The organism is Streptomyces sp. CY-1 (assembly GCF_047218265.1).
In the GTDB taxonomy this organism is placed as follows: domain Bacteria; phylum Actinomycetota; class Actinomycetes; order Streptomycetales; family Streptomycetaceae; genus Streptomyces; species Streptomyces niphimycinicus.
Genome location: NZ_CP178393.1, coordinates 6,720,075 through 6,739,537 on the forward strand (window position 1 = coordinate 6,720,075; position 19,463 = coordinate 6,739,537).

Sequence of the window (19,463 nt, forward strand, 5' to 3'; positions counted from 1 at the left end):
CCCCGGGGCCCTTCGCTTGTTCGAGGGGCCCCTTCGTTCGGCGGTCGCCTGGCCGAAACGCAGCGGTGTCAGATCCGGCCCCGGCACAGCTCCAGCAGCGTCATGGCGAGCGTCGTACCGGGCTTGCCCAGCCGCTGCCGGTAGCGGTCGAGGATCTCCATCTCGCGGGAGAGCTGCACCCGCCGCCCGCCCGACGCGATCCGCGCCTCCTGGATGGCGGCCGAGACGGCCATCCGCTCCCGGACGAGATCGAGGATCCGCCCGTCGAGGGCGTCGATCCGCTCCCGCGCGGTGCCGATCACCTCGGCGGCCTCGGTGGCCGAAGCGCTGCTACTCATGTCCGTATCTCCTGGTCCATGTCGCGGAGCCCTGGAATCCGGCAACGGCCCGGAGGAAAGACAGAGCGCCCCGGGCCTTTGCCGGCCCGGGGCGCCTGGGAAGTCGCTGTCAGTGTTTACGCAGCACGACCATGGCAGCCGGACGGGCCGGTGCCATAGGTAAAGACGAAGGTCATGTGCGTGGACATGGCGTCGATTATGAGCCCGTTAGAATCGAAAGTCCAAACCTGCGGTCCCGCCGCAGACGGTTCCATCGCACGCCACCACCGCCGGAAGGCCGCCGAAGTGCCATCAGCGTCCCCTGCTGCCGCCCCCGACACCGTCCTGGTCGTCGACTTCGGCGCGCAGTACGCCCAGCTCATCGCCCGCAGGGTCCGTGAGGCCCGGGTCTACAGCGAGATCGTTCCGTCCACCATGCCGGTGGCCGAGATGCTCGCCAAGAACCCCAAGGCGATCATCCTCTCCGGCGGTCCCTCGTCGGTCTACGCCGAGGGCGCGCCCTCCCTCGATGCCGCGATCTTCGAAGCGGGCGTCCCGGTCTTCGGCATGTGCTACGGCTTCCAGCTCATGGCCAGGGCGCTCGGCGGCACCGTGGACAACACCGGGGCGCGGGAGTACGGCCGTACGGCGCTCACCGTCACCAAGCAGGGCTCGACGCTCTTCGCGGGCACCCCCGATGAGCAGCAGGTGTGGATGTCGCACGGCGACGCCTGCTCCCAGGCCCCCGAGGGCTTCACCGTCACCGCGTCCACCGATGTGGTCCCGGTCGCGGCCTTCGAATGCGATGAGCGCAGGCTGTACGGCGTACAGCACCACCCCGAGGTGATGCACTCCACCCACGGCCAGCAGGTGCTGGAGCACTTCCTCTACCGGGGCGCCGGTCTGGAGCCCACCTGGACCACCAGCAATGTGGTCGAGGAGTCCGTGGCCGCGATCCGCGAGCAGGTCGGCACCAAGCGCGCGATCTGCGGGCTGTCCGGCGGCGTGGACTCGGCGGTCGCCGCCGCCCTCGTCCAGAAGGCCATCGGCGAGCAGTTGACCTGCGTGTACGTGGACCACGGCCTGATGCGCAAGGGCGAGTCCGAGCAGGTCGAGAAGGACTTCGTGGCGGCCACCGGAGTGCAGCTCAAGGTCGTCGAGGCCGAGGAGCGGTTCCTGTCCGCGCTCGCCGGGGTGTCCGACCCCGAGGAGAAGCGGAAGATCATCGGCCGGGAGTTCATCCGGGTCTTCGAGCAGGCCCAGGCCGAGCTGGTGGCCGAGGCGGGCGCGGCTGGGGAGGACGTGGAGTTCCTGGTCCAGGGCACCCTCTACCCCGACGTCGTGGAGTCCGGCGGCGGCACCGGCACCGCCAACATCAAGTCCCACCACAATGTGGGCGGGCTGCCCGACGACATCGAGTTCCAGCTCGTCGAGCCGCTGCGCCGGCTGTTCAAGGACGAGGTGCGGATGGTCGGCCAGGAGCTCGGCCTCCCGGACGAGATCGTCCACCGCCAGCCGTTCCCGGGCCCGGGCCTGGGCATCCGCATCGTCGGCGAGGTCGACAAGGAGCGCCTGGACCTGCTGCGCGAGGCCGACGCCATCGCCCGCGAGGAGCTGACCGCCGCCGGTCTGGACCGCGACATCTGGCAGTGCCCGGTGGTCCTGCTCGCCGACGTCCGCTCGGTCGGCGTCCAGGGCGACGGCCGCACCTACGGCCATCCGATCGTGCTGCGCCCGGTCTCCTCGGAGGACGCGATGACGGCGGACTGGTCGCGGCTGCCGTACGACGTGCTGTCGCGGATCTCGACCCGCATCACGAACGAGGTCGACCAGATCAACCGGGTGGTGCTGGACATCACCAGCAAGCCGCCCGGCACCATCGAGTGGGAGTGACCGCCCTTCCTCTGATCATCATCTGATCGTCAAACGCCGACGCCGTCGCTCATTCGTTTGGGCGGCGGCGTCGGCGTTCGTGCTCGGTACGCTGGCTCTACGGCCGAGAATCCCGTCCATGGGAGGAACCATGACCGCTGAGCCGCTGCACACCACCTCGTGGCCGGTGCCGCCGCTGGATGGCTACACCGTGGACGATCTGCTGACGCTGCCCGACCTCCCGCCGCATACCGAGTTGATCGACGGGAGTCTGGTTTTCGTGAGTCCGCAGCGCTACTTCCACAGCGTCGTGATTGATCTGCTGGTGAGCGGGCTGCGCCGGACTGTGCGACCCGACCTGCGGATCGCACGCGAGATGACTGTTGTGATCGACAAGCGTAACGGCCCGGAACCGGACATCGCGGTCGTGCGTGCCGAAGCTGTGCGGAGCCGTGAACAGACCTATTTCGAGGTCGGCGATGTGGTCCTGGCCGTCGAGGTGGTCTCTCCCGAGTCCGAGGCCCGCGATCACGACACCAAGCCGCACAAGTACGCCAACGCGGGTATCCAGCACTTCTGGCGCGTCGAGATGACCAACACGGACGCACGCCCCGTGGTCCATGTCTTCGAGCTTGACGAAGAGAAGCGCGCCTACCGGCCCACCGGCTTCCACCACAACCAGCTCAAGCTCTCGGTCCCCTTCACCATCGACATCGACCTCACCGAGATCGACCACCTGTAAGGGCCCTGACTCTGGCCTCCTGCGATACCCAGAGGTAGCTTCCGCTTCAGCACCCCCGAGGAGCGGAGCCGCCGATGACGGACCAGCCGCAGACGCCCACCCCGATACCGACCGATCGGCTGCGGTTCACCATGCCCCCGCAGCACGCCTCCCCCCACGACGAGCGCCGCTATCGCAAGGAGCGGCTGGCGGCGGCGCTGCGCCTGTTCGGGCGGTTCGGGTACGAGGAGGGGGTCGCGGGGCATATCACCGTGCGGGACCCGGAATTCACCGACTGCTACTGGGTGAACCCTTTCGGCGTGCCCTTCGGTCATATCACCGTGAGCGATCTGCTCCTCGTCAATCAGGCGGGCCAGGTCGTGGAGGGCCGCTCCCACGTCAACCAGGCGGCCTTTGTCGTTCACTCGTCCGTGCATCAGGCGCGGCCGGACGTCGTGGCCGTCGCGCACAGCCGCTCGGTGCACGGCCGCGCGCTGGCCGCGCTCGGCGAGCCGCTGGAGCCGATCACCCAGGAGGTCTGCGCGTTCTTCGAGGACCACGCGGTCTACGGGGGCACCACGGGCGTCGTCGTGGACGAGGACGAGGGGCGCGCGATCGCCGCCGCGCTCGGCGGGTACAAGGCCCTCATCCTGCGCAATCGCGGTCTGCTGACGGTCGGGGACTCGGTCGACGCGGCCGCGTGGTGGTTCATCACGATGGAGCGGGCCGCCCAGGTGCAGCTCACCGCGAAGGCGTCGGGCAGGCCGGTGCCCATCGACCACGGCGACGCGATGCGGACGCGCGAGCAACTGGGAAACGATCTTGTGGCGTGGATCAACTATCAACCTCTGTATCTACAGATCACCCGCGATGAGCCGGACCTGCTGAGCTGACCCCCTCCGCGGTGCGGCACAATCCCCTCTCAATACCTGTCAGTTGGGCGGTGCCGCGCGAACTCGCGGTCCCGTACGGAACGAGTGAACGACGGAGCGACCCGCGTGGCGGTGGAAACGGCGGAGAACGCCACGACGGCAGAAGGACAGCACCCCCATGGGCATTCTCACGGCCACACGGGCTGTGAATGCCCTCAGGGGGCCCGTGACGGCCATCGGCGGGCGGTGGCCGCGTTCGTGGCCCTGCGCGAGCGTTTCGCGGCCGGAGAGGGCCTTCCAGCGGCTCTCGTCCACTCGGCGGGGGCGTCCCGGCAGTGGGTCTCGGACGAGCTGTCCCAGGCGGCCCGCTCGGTCGCCGACAGCGGCCGCGCCGAGACCTCGGCCTGGCGGCACCGGGTGTGGCGGCGCACCGTGTTCGTGGTGTGGGGCGCGGTCGGCGCGCTGCTGATCGGCCAGTTGGCCACGGCGATCGGCACGGGCTGGTCGGTCGCCCGGACGGCCGGGCTCACCGCCGCCGTGGTCACCGCCGCGCTGCTGACCCTCACCGCCCGGCTGCACCGCGCGGACGGCGGCCCGCTCGCTCCGCTCGTCGGCGAGGACAACCGCCTCTCCACCTCCCGGGCCGTCGCCGCCGCCTGGCTGCTGATCGCGGTCTTCGCGGTGCTGGTGCTCGGCGTCGAGCTGGCCGTGGCCCCCGGCGATCGGCTGCGGCTGACCGACGGACTGGCCCTGGACCATGCCGCCGGGCTCCTTACGGTCGCCGCGTTGACGTGTGTGACCGCGGTGCTGGCACGGCTCGTGGTGGCGGCCCGGGTGCGGACGCAGCGGCTTCAGAAGGTGCGGGCCGTGCGCCCGCGCGCCGCCGATCTGCTGACCGACGACGGGGGCCGCGGCAGCTTCGCCGATGTGCAGTACATCGTCGTCCACACCGCGGCCCTCGCCTTCACCGCCGTCCGCCTGGGCCGCGAGCCGTGGCGGCTGCCCGATCTGCCGTGGGGCCTGGCGCTGCTGGCGGTCGTATCGGTGGTGATGTACCTGACCGGGAAGTACGCGGAGGGCGGCAGGCCGACCGTGCTGTCCGTCGTACGGGTCCGCCCCGAGGAGGGCGCCATCGACCGCGACGCCCCGATCCGCACCGGCGACGACATCGAGATCCGCGGCAGCGGCTTCGTCCCGCCGGGCGCCCAGGACCCGGACCGGCTGGCCAAGTTGGTCGTCCGCATCGGCACGGTGCATGTCCATGTGCCGCTGGTCCCGGTCGCCGGAGGCTTCAGCAGCCCGACGGACACCGCGCTCACGGTGCCGGTCCCGGTGGACGTCGAGCCGGGCCGGGTGGATGTCCAGGTCGTGACGGCCTCGGGCGCGGAGACCAACCCCTATCCCATCGATGTTATGGACTGAGTCGTTCCGGCCTGCCGCTCCGTATGGTTTTGTCGAACGCGCAACGAAATTAGCGGCGCGACGGGAGAGGCGGGCGGCATGAGACACGCGGATCGTATGGCCGGTTCGGGCGCGGCGGGCAGCGGCGGCAGCGTGCACGGGGTGGGCGGCGTGAACGGCATAGGCGGGCAGCAGCCCGTGGGAGTCCGGGCCACGGCCGCCCGTTACGCGCTGCTGCCACTGCGGATCTTCCTCGGCGTCACCTTCGTCTACGCCGGGATCGACAAACTCACCGACGCGGCCTTCCTGTCCGACTCGGGCACCGGCTCGATCGGCGAGCTGATGCGTCAGGTGCGGGACAGCTCGGCCCTGCCCTGGATGGTCGACCAGGCCCTCAAGGACCCCACCGCCTTCGGCTACGCCATGGCCTACGGCGAACTGGCCGTCGGCCTCGGCATCCTGGTGGGCCTTCTCTCCCGTCTGGCCGCCTTCGGCGGCGCGCTGATCTCGCTGAGCCTGTGGCTCACGGTGAGCTGGCAGTCGGACCCCTACTACTACGGCAACGACCTGGCCTATCTGATGGCGTGGCTGCCGCTGGTGCTGGCGGGGGCGCCGTATCTCTCCCTGGACGTCGCCATCTCCAAGCGCCGGCGCAGGCAGGGCTCGCAGCTCTTCACGTAGGGCGTGAGGCTTTGCGCGGGACCTGTAGGGCGCGTGTCGCTTCGCGCAGGGCGTGGCCGGGGCCCCGGGCCCCGGCCCGTCAGCTCAGGATGCGGAAGCCGTCCTGGACCTCGTCGAAGATCGGCCGGTAGGTGCCCCAGTCCGCGTCCGGGCCGCTCAGGTAGATCGCGTACTCCTTCTCGCCCTCCTTGCCGAAGCCGAGGTCGATCGCGCGATACATCCGGACCTCGCCGCGGAACTTGAACTCCCAGATGGCGGCGGGCAAGCCCTGGTACTTCGTCTCCTGAAGCCGCAGCCGCTCGTAGATCGGGTATTCCTTCTTGTCCTTGAACCCGACCTCGAGGTCCTCGAAGTGCTGGACCTGGTCACCGGAGGCGAAGTCCAGGACGTTGATCCGCAGACCGACCAGCCCGTTGGGGGCGAGGTAGCGGACCTCCTGGGTGCGGTCGACCGTGTTGCCGTCGGGGTCGGACTGTTCCTGGCGGGACCAGCCGTCGGGGATGGGCAGGGAGAAGCCGAACTTCTTCTCGGTGACGATGTGGTAGCCGGACGGCGGCTTGTACGGCTTGTTCGCGGGGACCGACGGCTTGTCCGTGGCGGACTGCCCGCCGCCGTTCTTCTGGCCGTTGTCGTGGTCGAAGCCGAACAGATAGACGCCGCCCGCCACGGTCACGACCGCCAAGGAGGCCGCCACGGCCGTCCGCACCGCCTTACGGCTCTTACGCGCCGGAGCGGGGGCGGGGGTGGGCGGGGACACCGGCGTCTGTGTCGTCATGGACGGCGTCGACGCGGTGAACGGCGTGGAGGTGGGCGGGGTGTGCTGCTGGCCGGGGATGTTCGCGGTGCCCGCGGTGCTCCCCGTACCCGGGGTGTTCCCCGTGCCCTGGGTGTTCCCCGTGCCCTGGGTGTTCCCCGTGCCCTGGGTGTTCCCCGTGCCAGGGGGGTGGTGCGGAAGCCGCGGGTCCGAGGGGTGCGGAGTGCTCGGTGTGTGCGGGGCGTTCGGCCCACCCGGCGTATGCGGCGTGCTCGGTGTGTGGGACGTGTGTGAATACGGGGTCGATGTCGTGGGCGGGTTCGGCGAGGCGCTGGATGTGGTGCTCGTGGTCCCGCCCGTGGCCGCGCCGGGCTCGCGCCGCGTCGACAGATTCATGGTCGCGTCGAGCGGCGGCGTCGACAGCGATGTCGTCTCGGCCTCCGCCGCGGGCAGCCGCAGCGACCGTTCGGTCTCCTCCGCCGAGGGCCGCAGTTCCGGCTCCTTCGCCAGCAGGCGCTCGATCAGCGGACCGAGCGCCCCCGCCTGTTTGGGCGGGTCCAGCGGATCGACGGCGATCGCGTAACCCGTCTCGATCGCCGTGGCCTTGCGGAACGGCGGCCGCCCCTCGACCGCCTGGTAGAGCGTCGCCCCCAGTGCCCAGAGGTCCGACGCGGGGCCCGGCTTGCGGCCCCTGACCCGCTCGGGCGCGATGTAGTCGATGGAGCCGACGACCTCGCCGGTCTTGGTCAGCGTCGAGGTGCCGGTGGCCATCGCGATGCCGAAGTCCGTGAGCACGACCCGGCCTTCGGGGCCGAGCAGTACGTTGCCGGGCTTGACGTCCCGGTGCAGCACCCCGGCCGCGTGCGCGGCGCGCAGGGCGGCGATCATGCCGCGGCCGATGCGGGCGGCCTCGTCGGGGGCGACCCGTTGGCCGTTCTTCAGCAGGTCGGCGAGGGTCGTGGAGGGCACGTACTCCATGACGATGCACGGCAGTCCGTAGTGGTCCACCACGTCATGGACCACGACCACATTGGGATGGGTGATGCGGGCCGCGCTGCGCGCCTCGCGGCGGGTGCGTTCGTGCAGCGTCGTCAGCTCGTCCTCGGCGAGGTGCGGAGAGACGTAGAGCTGCTTGACCGCGACCTGGCGGCCCAGCAGTTCATCCTCCGCGCGCCACACCGTGCCCATGCCGCCACGGCCGATCTTCTCGACCAGGCGGTAACGTCCGGCTATCAGGTGGCCTTCGTCCGACACCGCTGTCCCCTCCCGCACACGTTCGATGCGACACGATAGCCGCCGCGACCCTTGGGGAGATCTCAGGGAAGACCTAGGGGCATGCCGGATGTCGCGGGTACGGCCCTGTTGTCACCATGGAGGCATGACCGAAGCACCCACCGTGGCGGACGAGGCCGAGGCCGCGTCCGGTTCCCGCCTGTCACAGACGCCACTGCGGCGCAGTCGTGACCATAAGGTGATCTCGGGGGTGTGCGGAGGGCTCGGCCGCTACTGCGATCTGGACCCGGTGATCTTCCGGGTGGTGCTGTCGGTGCTGGGCGTCGCGGGCGGTCTCGGCCTGATCGTCTACGGCTTCTGCTGGCTGCTGATCCCGTTCCACGGCGAGGACGAGAACGAGGGGCGCAGGCTGCTCTCGGGGCGGGTCGAGGGCCCGGGGCTGACGGCGGTGCTGGTGGCGCTGGTGGGCTGTGGGCTGTTCCTGTCGATGCTCAACAACGGCGGCGTCATGTACTTCTCGTTCATGCTCGTCCTCGCGGCGGCCGGTGCGGGCTACTGGTCGCACCACCGCCGCCAGGCGGTGAGCGTGGGCGTGGTGGACCCGGCCACGGCCCAGGCGGTCGCCGACGCGCCGCCCGAGACCAAGGCCCCGCCCACGCGCGGCGGCCCCGCCCCGTCCTGGTGGCGCGACCCGATCGTCAAGGACGGTACGACCGGGCCGCTGGGCTTCGCCTCGGGGTCCGGTGCCGGGTCGCGTACCGGCTATCTGTGGGGGCCGGACGACGGCCCGTACGACAAGGCGGAGGCGAAGGCGGAGCGGGCCCGCCGGGTGCGGGACCGGGCGTCGATCGGCGGCTGGGCCTTCCTGGTGGCGGTCGCCGCCGCCGTGGTGGGGGCGCGGGCGGGCTGGTCCTCGCAGCCGCTGGGCACCAGCCTCGAGATCGGGTTCGCCTGCGCGCTGGGCGTCTTCGGGCTGGCTCTGGTGATCAGCTCCCGCTGGGGCCGCGCCGGTGGCGGCACGGTGTTCCTCGCGCTCCTTACGAGCGTGCTGCTGGCGGGTGCGGCGGCCCTCCCCGACTCCGTCACCCCCGACTGGGCCCGCCGCACTTGGGCCCCGACCTCCGTGAGCTCCCTGCGCGGCGGCTATGAGCTGGGCGGCGGCGTCGCCGAGTTGAAGCTGGACCGGCTGCCCCTGAAGGCGGGCGGCACCGTCTCCAGCCGGGTGGAGATGGGCGCGGGCAAGCTGGCCGTGACGGTCCCGCGCGACGCCCGGGTGAAGCTGGACATCGAGGTCGGGATCGGCGACATCTGGCTTCCGGGCGAGAAGACGAACAACGTCGACATCGGGCCGGGCCGGGAGCGCAGGCTCACCCTGGACCCGGCGGGCGGCCGTAAGGCCGAGGGGACGGTCTCGCTGAAGCTGGAGCTGGGGCTGGGCACCGTGGAGGTGAAGCGATCATGAGGCGTCATTCATTCGGTCGGTCATTCGGGCATTCGTTCGACCACTCGCTCGGTCACCCGGTCCCCGACCGGACCCGCCATGCGTTCGAGCCGGGCAAGCTGGTGGCCGGTCTCGTGATCCTGGGCGTGGCCGCCGCGTACGGGATGGACGCGGCCGGAGAGTGGGACGTCCGCCCGGAGATCGTCCTCCCGGCGCTCCTGGGCGGCCTGTGCGTGGCGGCCCTGACCTCGGCCCTCACTTATGCCGTCCGCCGCCGGTCGCGGCGTGGGGCCCCTGAGGAGGGAGGGGCTGAGGGGGAGGGCTGAGAGGGAGGGTTGAGGGCGCCTGCGGGCGGTGGCCGGGGCGCTTGTGTGGGTGCGTGTGTGAGTGTGCGGGGATGTGTGTGGATGTATGGGGTGGGTGTGGATGTCTTGCGGGGGCTGCGGGGCGGGACCCCGGGCGGGCCGGGATCGGGACCCTGGGCGGGCCGGGATCGGGACCCTGGGCGGGCCGGGGTCTGGACCCCGGGGCGGGACTCCGGGCGCAGGGTCGGGACTCCGGGCGCCGGGTCGGGGAACGATCAGGGGCGACCCTGATACCCACTGTCGGCCGGACGTGTGACGATCGAGCCATGACCGCCGCCGTGCCCCCTACGACCCCCGAGCCACCCCCGCGCAAGCTCTACCGCAGTGCCGAAGGCCGCCTCCTCGGCGGTGTGGCGCGAGGGCTCGCGGGGCATCTCGGGCTTCCGGTCCTGTGGGTGCGGATCGTCTTCGTCGCGTTGTTCATGGCGGAGGGGTTCGGCGCGCTCGTCTACGCGCTCTTCTGGTTCATCGTCCCGCTCGGCGTCGGCGGCGTGGAGACGATGACCACCCGCCCGCTCACCACCGTGGGCCCCGACGGCCGCCGCCGGATCCTGGCCCGCAGGCCGGAGCGGGGCCAGATCATCGCCCTGGTCGCGCTCTGCGTCGGCATGGGCATCTTCATCCAGGGCTTCCACCTCGGCCGCGCCAACACCTACATCTGGCCGCTCCTCCTCATCGGCGCGGGCGTCGCCCTCTTCTGGCGCCAGGCGGACAACGCGCGCCGCGCTCAGTGGGTCGAGCTCAGCCGCAGCAAGCGGGTCCTGCCCCTGGCCCGTGGCGCCACGGGGGTCGTGCTGGTGGCGGCCGGGGTGTCCGGGATCGTCGTCCTCCAGGGTTCGGCCAAGCACCTGGGGGCCGTGCTTCAGGCGGCCCTGGCCGTTCTCGTCGGCATCGCGCTGCTGGTGGGCCCGTATGTGGTGCGGATGACGCAGGATCTCTCGGAGGAACGGCTGATGCGCATCCGCGCGCAGGAGCGGGCGGAGGTGGCGGCCCACGTCCATGACTCCGTGCTGCACACCCTCACCCTGATCCAGCGGAACGCGGAGGAGCCCCGCGAGGTGGCCCGGCTCGCCCGCGCCCAGGAGCGGGAACTGCGCGCCTGGCTCTACCGGCCGGAGGGCACGGGCAAGGACGAGGCCGAGGAGCCGGACACCCTCGCGGAGGCGGTGAAGAAGACGGCGGCGGAGGTCGAGGACCACCACGGCGTCCCGATCGAGGTGGTGGTGGTCGGCGACTGCCCGCTGGACGAGAAACTGAGCGCACAGATGCAGGCAGCGCGCGAGGCGATGGTCAACGCGGCCAAGTACGGTGGCGACGGCGGGGCCGTCCAGGTCTTCGCCGAGGTCGAGGGGGCCACGGTGTTCATCTCCGTGCGCGACCGAGGCCCCGGCTTCGACGTGGACGCGGTGCCGGAGGACCGGATGGGCGTACGCGAGTCGATCATCGGCCGGATGCAGCGGAACGGCGGCACGGCGCGGCTGAGATCAGCGCCGGACGGGGGCACGGAAGTGGAGCTGGAGATGGAGAGGGCGGCGACGACATGACCGACGCGTATGGCCTGCCGGCCGGTAACCCAGGCGGCGGGCGCGGCCGCCCTGCCACACCAGGTGGCACCCCGGCCTTCGGGGGCAGCACCCCTGCTTCGGGCGGCCCGTCGTCCTTCGGCGGCGGTGCCCCGGCCTTCGGCGGACCGCGTGCGACGGCGGCCCGGGGCGGCGTCCCCGTGGCGGCCGGTGTCCCCATGGGGGGTGGCGCTTCCGCGACGGGTGGCGCGTCTGCGGCTGGCTCTCGCGTGTCGGGCGGCGCCTTCGCGGCGGGTGGCTCTCGGGTGCCCGGCAGCTCCGGCCGCGCCTCCGTGCCCGGCGGGGCGGTTGCGAGCGGCGGGGCCCCTGCCTCCGGCGGCACGGGCGCGGCGGGACCGGGCCCGGCCGGTGGCGTTCCCGCGGCCGGTCCGGCCGGGGCCGGAGGTGCTGGGGCCGACGATGCCGCCGTGGCGCGCCGCGTGCGCGTCGTGCTCGTCGACGATCACCGCATGTTCCGCACCGGGGTGCAGGCCGAGATCGGCGACACGGACCGGACCGGCGTCGAGGTGGTCGGCGAGGCCGCCGACGTCGACCAGGCCGTCACCGTGATCACCGCGACCCGCCCCGAGGTCGTGCTGCTCGACGTCCACCTCCCCGGCGGGGGCGGCGTCGAGGTGCTGCGCCGCAGCGCCTCGATGATGGCCGACCAGGAGCGCCCGGTGCGCTTCCTCGCGCTCTCCGTCTCGGACGCCGCCGAGGACGTCATCGGGGTCATCCGCGGCGGCGCCCGTGGCTACGTGACGAAGACCATCACGGGCACCGACCTGGTCGACGCGATCTTCCGGGTCTCCGAGGGCGACGCGGTCTTCTCGCCGCGCCTGGCCGGTTTCGTCCTCGACGCCTTCGCCTCCACCGACGCCCCGCCCGTGGACGAGGACCTGGACCGGCTCACCCAGCGTGAGCGCGAGGTGCTGCGCCTCATCGCGCGCGGCTACGCCTACAAGGAGATCGCCAAGCAGCTCTTCATCTCGGTGAAGACGGTCGAGAGCCATGTCTCGGCGGTGCTCCGCAAGCTCCAGCTCTCCAACCGCCATGAGCTGACCCGCTGGGCGACGGCCCGCCGCCTGGTCTGACGGCCTGGGCGCTGACGGCCGATGGGGGCTGACGACCGGTGGTCTGACGGCCTGGCGGCGGCTCATGTCGTCGGGTCAGCAGGCCGTCAGGCCACCAGATGCGCGGCGATCGCAGTTCATAGCTTTCGTGGCCGTCAGCCGCGTTTGAGCTTCGGGCGCCAAGAGCCGAGCGATTTATCCAAGGAACGGGTGGGTTGGGACAACCCACCCACCCTCCCTATGCACATTTCGTGACCGACTCACCACGCGCGGTTGCCACGGTCTAGCGTTCGCGGCAACAAATAAATCGGCCCCGGCCGGTGCGCCAACACCAATCCGGGGCCTGACCTACAAGATCGAAAGAGACTCGATCCGTGGCTTCAGCCGACTCTAGCGCTGCCCCGCGCCCCTCCGCACACCCCCTGGCCAACCCCGGCTACGGCAAGCGCAGCGCACCCGCCCAATCCCCGCGCCGCGCAGACGACTTCGCACACCTGCCCAAGCGTGAGGCGGCGATCGCCGCGTACATCGACCGGTTACCGGACGGTGCCGCGATTGACGCCAAGACGCTCGCCAAGTGCCTCCCCGACTACGGCCAGATGGCCTGCGGCACCGCTCTGCGGAAGCTGTCCGAGGCCGGACACCTGCGGCGCGTCCGGGAGCACGTCATCACGGAGGACGGGGCGCGGTGGGTGACGCGTACGTTCTTCTCGCGGACGGCGCGGGAGGACGCGTGGTGGGAGGCGTTCGTACGCGGTGAAGCCGAACCGGAGCCGTCGGCCGCCGCCCCGGCAGCCATCCCCGCCCCGGCGCCCGCCAGGACCCCCGCGTACAACGCCCTCGCGTCCCTGGGCCGTACCGATCCCCGGATGACCCTCTCGGCCGCCGACTGCGCCCGCCTCGAACCTCTCGCCGCCGGCTGGCTGGCCCGCGACGCCGACCCCGCGTACCTCGTCCAGGCGCTGACGGCCGGGTTGCCGCAGTGGGTACACAGCCCGGCCGCGCTGGCCCGTACCCGTCTGGAGACCAAGCTGCCGCCGGAACCGTCACCGGAGCCGCGATCGGAGATCACCATCAGCCGCCTCGTGGAGTGCACGGACTGCGGCCGCCCAGGTCCCCCGGCCGCCCTCCCCGGGGGCCTCTGCCGCCCCTGCCGGGGCGAGGCGACTCTCGCCTCGCCCGGCGATCTCGACGGCGTCGACGTCAGCGCCTGGGCCGGGCGGCTGCGAGCAGCCGCCCGCAATTCGAAAGGATGAGCGAATGACCTTGCAGGACGCGCCATCCGATGTCGGGGCACCATGGGGGCGAGGAGGCGAACCCATGACCCCTGGCACCACCGACCGGCCGCAGATGAGTATCGAGGAGTTCGAGCAGCTCGCCCGCACGGCGCCGGAAACCGTGACGCTCGAATTCATCAACGGAAAGCTAGAGGTCAAGCCCGTGCCGGACGGGGATCACGACGAGATCATCATGTGGGTCCAGGATCAGTGCATGCAGCATCGTCCGGACTTGCGGCTGTACCGGGAGCGGGGGCTGAAGGCCGAGAGCTACCGCAAGGGGCGTGCCCGTCCGGACGGCGCCCTGGCACCCCGCAAGCACTTCGCGGGGCATGGCGAGTGGTCGGACACCGAGGGCGTCCTGATGGCCGTCGAGGTCACCTCGAACGACGCGGACACGGACCAGCGCGACCGCGTGGACGAGCCTGATGGCTACGCGGCAGCGGGAATCCCCGTCTACCTCCTTGTCGACCGCGACGAGTGCACGCTGGTCGTCCACAGCGAGCCGCAGCGCGGGAGGTACCGCATGAGGAGGGTATGGACGTACGGCGAAGCGGTCGAGCTCCCCGACCCGGTCGGGATCACCTTGGATACAGAGGAACTCAAGGACTACGCGTCATGAAGCGCGCGGTCAACGGCCTCACCGAATCGGCCGCGCCGCCTGGCTCCTCAGCGACCGCGCCTCCTATGTGACCGGCACGGTGCTACGGGTGGACGGCGGCAGCCGCGCCTGAGGAACCCGGCCGTCCCGGGCCGAACTCCGGCTCGACCCCCGTCAGATCGCGGCTCGCCGACCACAGGCGGGCCGCGACCTCCGCGTCCGCCAGATGACCGCGGACGGGCCGGAGCCGGGGGGTGCCGCGGAGGCCGAAGATCTTCGGGGCCCAGAGTTGGCCGCCGCTGACGGACGGGTCGAGGACCGCCCGTACGGCACTCCAGGCGGCTGCCTCCTTGCCCTGGACGAGGATTCCGGCGGGCAGCCCGCGCAGCCGTTCGCCGGTCGTGGGGGTGTGAAGGGGCGGGCGGGGCGGGGTGAGGGAGTCGAGCGCGCCACCGGGATGGGTGACCACGCTCCGCACCGTGCTGCCGCCCGTCCTCAGCCGGCGGTCGAGTTCGAAGCCGAAGAGCATCTGGGCCAGCTTCGACCGTCCATAGGTGCGGTCCGGCCGGTAGTCCCGGGTGCTTTCGAGGTCGTCCAGGTCCAGCCGCTCGGACGTGGCCGCGAAGCTGCCCGTGGTGACGACCCGGCCCTCGGGGGCGGCGGTGAGCAGGGGCGCCAGCCAGTGGGTCAGCGCGAAGTGCCCGAGGTGGTTGATCCCGAACATCGCCTCATGGCCGTCCGCGGTCTCACGGCGCGGCGGCTGGTCGAACTTGACCCCGGCGTTGTGGACGACCGCGTCCAGACGGTCCGATCGCAGCGCTTCCGCGGAGGCTTTGAGTGAGCCGAGGTCGGCGAGATCCAGCCGGATATGCCGCACCCGGGCGTCGGGGACCTGGGAGCGGATCGAGGCCGCGGCGGCGTCCGCCTTGTCCGCGTCCCGGCTGCCGAGGACGACGGTGGCTCCCGTCCCGGCGAGCTGTTCGGCGACGAAGTACCCGATCCCGGCATTGCCTCCGGTCACCAGAAAGGTCTTACCGTCGGCACGCGGCAGCCGATGGACGTCCCATGAAGCGGTCGAGGCATCGTTCGGGGCTTCGGACGAGTCGGTGGAAGGCATGGGGGCTCCTGGCGTTCGTAAGGGCGGCGGGCCGGTGACCGAATATGGCTGACGCGGCCACATGTCAGCCTTACGGCCGCTACCGACGCCCCACCGACAGAGCGCCGTCATCCACCGTCCCCCGCCGACAGATCGCCGCTCAGCCGAACCCGGAACCCACGCCCACGGGTCACGCGGGACCGCCCGGGACCGGCCCGGAGCGGCTACACCGGCCCGGCACGCCTACGCCCGCCCGGCACGCCTACGCCGGGCGGGCCGCCCCCGCGAAGGGCATGTCGGCGACGGAGGCCACCCGGACCGGGGCGCCCGGGCGCGGGGCGTGGATGATGCGGCCGTCGCCGATGTAGAGGCCCACATGGCTGACGCCGGAGTAGAAGAAGACCAGGTCGCCGGGGGCCAGTTGGTCGCGCGTGACGCGCCGCCCGGCGTTGATCTGGGTGTAGGTGGTGCGGGGCAGGGCGACCCCGGCGGCGCGCCAGGCGGCCTGTGTGAGCCCCGAGCAGTCGTAGCCGTGGGGGCCGGTGGCGCCCCAGACGTACGGCTTGCCGAGGGCCGCGTAGGCGTAGGAGACGGCGCGGGCCGCGCGGCCCTCGGTGGGGGAGGCGGTGCCGTCGGCACCGGCCTTGTCGGTGCCGCGGGCCGCCAGCAGGCGCTGCCGCTGTTCGAGGGTCAGCCGGTCGAGGAGGCGATCGGCGGCGGCGAGCCTCTCCTGCACGGTCCGCTTGTGGTGGGCGGCCGCCGTCTGGGAGGCGCGCAGAGCGGCGAGGCGGTCGGCCGCCTCGCCGCGGACCTGGCGTAATTTCCGCTCCTGACGGCCGACGGAGGCGATCAGGGCGGCCTGGCGGTTTCCCGCGCGCTCGGCGAGCGAGGCGCGCTGAAGGTACTGGCCGGGGGAGGAGGACAGGGCGAGCTGGAGGGCCGGGGCGATCGTCCCCGAGCGGTACTGGGCGGTGGCGAAGGCGCCGAGGGCGTTGCGCGCGGCGTTGAGCCGGGTGGTGCGGCGGGCGGCCTGGTCGCGCAGCGCGTCCAGCGCCGCACGGGCCTTGTCGGCCTTGTCCTTCGCGCCGTTGTACCTCTCGGTGGCCTCCTCGGCCTGCCGCTGGTACTGATCGACCCTCGCCTTCACCTGCGCGGGGGTGAGGCGGTTCTCGGCGTGCCCGGTGCCGTCGAGGAGGGTGACGGACGCGGCGCCGGTGAGGGCGAGGAGCGCGGCCGCGCGGGCGGTGCTGCTGGTGAGCGAGCGCTGCTTGGGCTTCCTGTGCGACGCCACTGCGGCGGTTCACCTGGTCTTTCTTGGGCATTCCAGGACATTACGCTGATCCTGGACCCTCATGGGGAACGGACGGACAGGTGGCAGTCCGCCGTGAGGCGGGGACCCTCAGTTGACGGGAAGCGGACTGCCACCTGGAGAAGGAAGTTAGGCCGGAAAGTGGGGTCCATGCGGGGGATTGAACGGGAGTGCACGGATTTCGTCGCACCCGTGACGGTGGCTGATCGCCCGGCGAGTGGGGTGGGCGGGAGTGTGGGGCTGCCGTGACCGAAGCGCCGATAGGGGCCCACCCGAGTGCCGGGTGATGATATGCGCGCGGTTAGTCTCCGGAGCCATGGACGTACTCATTCACGTGTTCGTCGGCCTGCACATCGTCGGCATCGGCGCACTGCTCGGCGGCTTCTTCTCACAGCTCAAGGCAATGGGCGCGGGCGAGGCCCGGATGACCCCGGCGATGCTGCACGGCGCGCTGACCATGCTGGTCACCGGCGCGGCGCTGGTCGGGCTCAATCAGGCCGACGACAACAGTGTCAACAACATCAAGATCGGTGTGAAGCTGGCGCTGCTGATCGTGGTCCTCGGCCTGGTGTATGTGAAGCGCGACGAGGAGAAGGTAGAGTCTGCCGCCTTCGGCGCGGTGGGTGCCTTGACAACGGCAAACATTTTCATCGCCGTGTTGTGGACCTGACGAGCTGATCATCTGAGGTAATCCCGAGACAATTCCGACACCTTTTCGGCGCGATCCTGAGGCAACCGTTTGCACTCGCGAGCTGTCCTGGTAAAAGAGCGAGGCAGTCGAGAGGAGTGGCCATGGGGGCAGTGGGGGCAGTCAGAAGCAGGCAGAGCCGGCAGAGCCGGCGCGCGGGTCTCGTGCTGGGGCTGGCGGGGATGACGGTGCCGCTCGCGGTCGCCGTCGCCGGTCCGGCACAGGCTCAGGCACGGCCGGCCCAGCCACGGCCGCTGGGCAGGTCGGCCGGATCGGTGACACCGGCGACGATGGCCGCGTCATCGTGTACGACCAGCGTGGGGCCGTACCAGAGGCAGGCCGAGCGGTTCCTGGGCCGCCCCGTGGACGGGCGGCAGTCGCGGGCGGACTGTCTCGCGATCCAGAAGTTCCAGGTCAACCACGGCATCAGCCCGACGATCGGCTACGCGGGCCCGATCACCTGGGGCGTGATGAGCCTGATCAACACCCAGAAGGCCGCCGGACACGACCCGAACGCGGCGAAGAAGTGCCCGACCAACAAGGGCCGCATCGCCTGCGTCGACCTCACCCGGCAGTTGAGCTGGATCCAGGACGGCTCCCGGCTGGTCTACGGGCCGGTGCCGGTGCGGTCCGGGCGGAACGGCTTCGAGACCCGCACCGGGCTGAAGAAGATCTACTGGCGCGACGTCAACCACTGGTCGACGCTCTACAAGGTCGCCATGCCCTACAGCCAGTTCTTCGACGGCGGTCAGGCGTTCCACTCGATCGCCGGGAGCGTATGGTCCCCGCCCGGTTCCCACGGCTGCGTCAACATGCGCACGGGCGAGGCCAAGAAGTACTGGAGCCTGCTGAAGAACGGCGACGACGTGTACGTCTACGGGCGCAAGCCCGGCACGTGAGCGGCACCCGCGCCGATGACATGACGATGCCGCTGCCCGGGGCCCCGGCCCCGGGCAGCGGCACACCAGGGGCCCGCACGGCCCCGTGTCCTTCACCCCGCGTCCTTCACACGGCCCGCGTGCCCTACGCGGGCCGCACGCTCCCGTAGATCGGCATCTCGGTGATCGGCGCCTTCTTCACCACATCGCCCGGCTTCGGCGCGTGGATCATCATCCCGTCGCCGATGTAGAGGCCGACATGGCTGATGTCGTCGTAGAAGAAGACCAGATCGCCCGGCTGGAGTTCGGACGTCGAGACGCGCGTACCGACCTTCACCTGGTCCCAGGTGGTGCGCGGCAGCGAGATCCCGGCCGACTTCCAGGCCGCCTGCGTCAGCCCTGAGCAGTCGAAGGAGCTGGGGCCGGTGGCGCCCCAGACATACGGCTTGCCGAGCTGCGACTTCGCGAAGGCGATGGCCTGGGCCGCCTTGGAGCTGTTGGCCGGGGCCGAGGGCGTCGTCGAACCGGAGCCGCTGTCTCCGTTCTGCTGCTCCCGCTGTTCCTGCTGCTTCTTGCGCGCGGCCTCCTGGCGCTGCTTCTCGGCGAGCGCGGCCGCCTTACGGCGGGCCTCTTCCGCCTTCTTCTTCTCGATCGCCGCCAGTCGCGCCTTCTCCTTGGCGGTCAGATTCGCCAGCAGCCGCCGGGCCTCGGTCAGCTTGTCCTGGACGGTCTTCTTCTGGGTCTTGAGCTGCTTCTGCGACGCGGTCAGCGAGGCGAGGCTCTCGCCGGCCTTACCGCGCTCCTTGGCGGCGCTCGCCTGCTGCTTCTGGAAGTCGTCGACGGCCTGCTTCTGCCGACCGGTCAGCCGGTCGATCAGATGCGACTGGTCGAAGACGTCCTGCGGATCGTTGGAGAACAGCAGCGTCGCGGCCGAGCGGGCCATTCCGCCGTCGCGGTACTGGGCGGTGGCGTAGGCGCCGAGCGTGCGCCGCGCCTCGTTGAGCTTCTCGGTGCGCTGGGCGACGGAGTCCAGCAGCTTGTCGACCTTGGCGCGCTGCTGATCGGCGCGCTCCTTGGCGGCGTTGTAGCGCTGGGTGGCGCTCTCCGCCTGGTGGTAGAGGGTGTCGACCTTCTCCTTGACCTTGTCGATCGACTGGGTGGCCGGCTTGGGGTCGTCGCCCGGCGCGGCGTTGGCCGTCTGGGAGAGGAGGGTGACGGATGCGAGGGCGGCCGTGGTGAACCCGACGGCCGTACGGCGGCCGTGGCCGGTGAGCGGGGCCGGTATCCGGCTCCGCGGCTTGCGGTGCGACGCCAACGGAGGC

Annotated in this window: 18 protein-coding genes; 13 read left to right on the forward strand and 5 right to left on the reverse strand. The window is 71.3% G+C overall.

What is annotated here, in order from left to right:
* Window positions 1–68: 68 nt before the first annotated feature.
* Window positions 69–338: a chorismate mutase gene (locus ACK1X7_RS28910; protein WP_385146167.1), complete on the reverse strand. Its 270-nt coding sequence runs from the start codon at window positions 336–338 to the stop codon at window positions 69–71.
* A 285-nt stretch (window positions 339–623) separates the two neighbouring features.
* On the opposite strand from ACK1X7_RS28910, the gene guaA reads away from it, so the two are divergent.
* From guaA to ACK1X7_RS28935, 5 genes are all read left to right on the forward strand, one after another.
* Complete coding sequence (gene guaA / locus ACK1X7_RS28915; protein ID WP_390793087.1) at window positions 624–2,210, forward strand: glutamine-hydrolyzing GMP synthase; 1,587 nt, start codon at window positions 624–626, stop codon at window positions 2,208–2,210.
* Window positions 2,211–2,340: 130 nt separating this feature from the next.
* On the forward strand, window positions 2,341–2,931 hold the full coding sequence (locus ACK1X7_RS28920) for a Uma2 family endonuclease (RefSeq protein WP_385146163.1): 591 nt from the start codon (window positions 2,341–2,343) through the stop codon (window positions 2,929–2,931).
* A 74-nt stretch (window positions 2,932–3,005) separates the two neighbouring features.
* Window positions 3,006–3,803: a class II aldolase/adducin family protein gene (locus ACK1X7_RS28925; RefSeq protein WP_398159442.1), complete on the forward strand. Its 798-nt coding sequence runs from the start codon at window positions 3,006–3,008 to the stop codon at window positions 3,801–3,803.
* Between the two features lie 105 nt (window positions 3,804–3,908).
* Window positions 3,909–5,204, forward strand: coding sequence for a hypothetical protein (locus ACK1X7_RS28930; protein WP_413115819.1), 1,296 nt, complete (start codon window positions 3,909–3,911; stop codon window positions 5,202–5,204).
* 78 nt (window positions 5,205–5,282) lie between these two features.
* Window positions 5,283–5,864, forward strand: a complete 582-nt coding sequence (locus tag ACK1X7_RS28935) for a DoxX family protein (protein WP_413115820.1) — start codon at window positions 5,283–5,285, stop codon at window positions 5,862–5,864.
* 79 nt (window positions 5,865–5,943) lie between these two features.
* Here ACK1X7_RS28935 and ACK1X7_RS28940 read toward each other — a convergent pair whose 3' ends face one another.
* Complete coding sequence (locus ACK1X7_RS28940) at window positions 5,944–7,872, reverse strand: serine/threonine-protein kinase (protein WP_413115821.1); 1,929 nt, start codon at window positions 7,870–7,872, stop codon at window positions 5,944–5,946.
* A 124-nt stretch (window positions 7,873–7,996) separates the two neighbouring features.
* Here ACK1X7_RS28940 and ACK1X7_RS28945 point away from each other — a divergent pair, with 124 nt between their 5' ends.
* From ACK1X7_RS28945 to ACK1X7_RS28970, 6 genes are all read left to right on the forward strand, one after another.
* Window positions 7,997–9,313, forward strand: a complete 1,317-nt coding sequence (locus ACK1X7_RS28945; protein WP_390793085.1) for a PspC domain-containing protein — start codon at window positions 7,997–7,999, stop codon at window positions 9,311–9,313.
* A complete protein-coding gene (locus tag ACK1X7_RS28950; protein ID WP_385146151.1) occupies window positions 9,310–9,618 on the forward strand; it encodes a hypothetical protein in 309 nt (102 codons plus the stop codon). The genes ACK1X7_RS28945 and ACK1X7_RS28950 overlap by 4 nt, the downstream gene beginning before the upstream one ends.
* A 305-nt stretch (window positions 9,619–9,923) precedes the next feature.
* Entirely contained in the window at window positions 9,924–11,201 is a 1,278-nt protein-coding gene (locus tag ACK1X7_RS28955) for a PspC domain-containing protein (protein WP_382955300.1), read from the forward strand.
* 311 nt (window positions 11,202–11,512) lie between these two features.
* The gene (locus tag ACK1X7_RS28960; protein ID WP_398159531.1) at window positions 11,513–12,313 is read left to right on the forward strand and encodes a LuxR C-terminal-related transcriptional regulator; all 801 of its coding nucleotides are present in this window, start codon (window positions 11,513–11,515) and stop codon (window positions 12,311–12,313) included.
* A 353-nt stretch (window positions 12,314–12,666) separates the two neighbouring features.
* On the forward strand, window positions 12,667–13,548 hold the full coding sequence (locus tag ACK1X7_RS28965) for a hypothetical protein (RefSeq protein WP_413115822.1): 882 nt from the start codon (window positions 12,667–12,669) through the stop codon (window positions 13,546–13,548).
* Window positions 13,549–13,612: 64 nt separating this feature from the next.
* On the forward strand, window positions 13,613–14,191 hold the full coding sequence (locus ACK1X7_RS28970) for a Uma2 family endonuclease (protein ID WP_413115823.1): 579 nt from the start codon (window positions 13,613–13,615) through the stop codon (window positions 14,189–14,191).
* A gap of 82 nt (window positions 14,192–14,273) precedes the next feature.
* Here ACK1X7_RS28970 and ACK1X7_RS28975 read toward each other — a convergent pair whose 3' ends face one another.
* Both ACK1X7_RS28975 and ACK1X7_RS28980 read right to left on the reverse strand, forming a co-directional pair.
* Window positions 14,274–15,287, reverse strand: a complete 1,014-nt coding sequence (locus tag ACK1X7_RS28975; protein WP_413115824.1) for an SDR family NAD(P)-dependent oxidoreductase — start codon at window positions 15,285–15,287, stop codon at window positions 14,274–14,276.
* Window positions 15,288–15,528: 241 nt separating this feature from the next.
* The gene (locus ACK1X7_RS28980; protein ID WP_398159438.1) at window positions 15,529–16,557 is read right to left on the reverse strand and encodes a C40 family peptidase; all 1,029 of its coding nucleotides are present in this window, start codon (window positions 16,555–16,557) and stop codon (window positions 15,529–15,531) included.
* Window positions 16,558–16,891: 334 nt separating this feature from the next.
* On the opposite strand from ACK1X7_RS28980, the gene ACK1X7_RS28985 reads away from it, so the two are divergent.
* Together ACK1X7_RS28985 and ACK1X7_RS28990 are read left to right on the forward strand one after the other, a co-directional pair.
* The gene (locus ACK1X7_RS28985) at window positions 16,892–17,245 is read left to right on the forward strand and encodes a hypothetical protein (RefSeq protein WP_078642019.1); all 354 of its coding nucleotides are present in this window, start codon (window positions 16,892–16,894) and stop codon (window positions 17,243–17,245) included.
* A 122-nt stretch (window positions 17,246–17,367) separates the two neighbouring features.
* Window positions 17,368–18,162 (forward strand): L,D-transpeptidase, encoded by a 795-nt coding sequence (locus ACK1X7_RS28990; protein WP_385146143.1) that lies wholly within the window; start codon window positions 17,368–17,370, stop codon window positions 18,160–18,162.
* A gap of 124 nt (window positions 18,163–18,286) precedes the next feature.
* Here ACK1X7_RS28990 and ACK1X7_RS28995 read toward each other — a convergent pair whose 3' ends face one another.
* Window positions 18,287–19,456: a C40 family peptidase gene (locus tag ACK1X7_RS28995; RefSeq protein ID WP_361495314.1), complete on the reverse strand. Its 1,170-nt coding sequence runs from the start codon at window positions 19,454–19,456 to the stop codon at window positions 18,287–18,289.
* Between the last annotated feature and the right edge of the window lie 7 nt (window positions 19,457–19,463).

Bases quoted from the DNA above. Each gene is read 5' to 3' on its own strand.
- ACK1X7_RS28910 (WP_385146167.1), bottom strand. From the start codon at position 338: ATGAGTAGCAGCGCTTCGGCCACCGAGGCCGCCGAGGTGATCGGCACC.
- ACK1X7_RS28920 (WP_385146163.1), top strand. From the start codon at position 2,341: ATGACCGCTGAGCCGCTGCACACCACCTCGTGGCCGGTGCCGCCGCTG.
- ACK1X7_RS28925 (WP_398159442.1), top strand. From the start codon at position 3,006: ATGACGGACCAGCCGCAGACGCCCACCCCGATACCGACCGATCGGCTG.
- ACK1X7_RS28935 (WP_413115820.1), top strand. From the start codon at position 5,283: ATGAGACACGCGGATCGTATGGCCGGTTCGGGCGCGGCGGGCAGCGGC.
- ACK1X7_RS28945 (WP_390793085.1), top strand. From the start codon at position 7,997: ATGACCGAAGCACCCACCGTGGCGGACGAGGCCGAGGCCGCGTCCGGT.
- ACK1X7_RS28950 (WP_385146151.1), top strand. From the start codon at position 9,310: ATGAGGCGTCATTCATTCGGTCGGTCATTCGGGCATTCGTTCGACCAC.
- ACK1X7_RS28955 (WP_382955300.1), top strand. From the start codon at position 9,924: ATGACCGCCGCCGTGCCCCCTACGACCCCCGAGCCACCCCCGCGCAAG.
- ACK1X7_RS28970 (WP_413115823.1), top strand. From the start codon at position 13,613: ATGACCCCTGGCACCACCGACCGGCCGCAGATGAGTATCGAGGAGTTC.
- ACK1X7_RS28975 (WP_413115824.1), bottom strand. From the start codon at position 15,287: ATGCCTTCCACCGACTCGTCCGAAGCCCCGAACGATGCCTCGACCGCT.
- ACK1X7_RS28985 (WP_078642019.1), top strand. From the start codon at position 16,892: ATGGACGTACTCATTCACGTGTTCGTCGGCCTGCACATCGTCGGCATC.
- ACK1X7_RS28990 (WP_385146143.1), top strand. From the start codon at position 17,368: ATGGGGGCAGTGGGGGCAGTCAGAAGCAGGCAGAGCCGGCAGAGCCGG.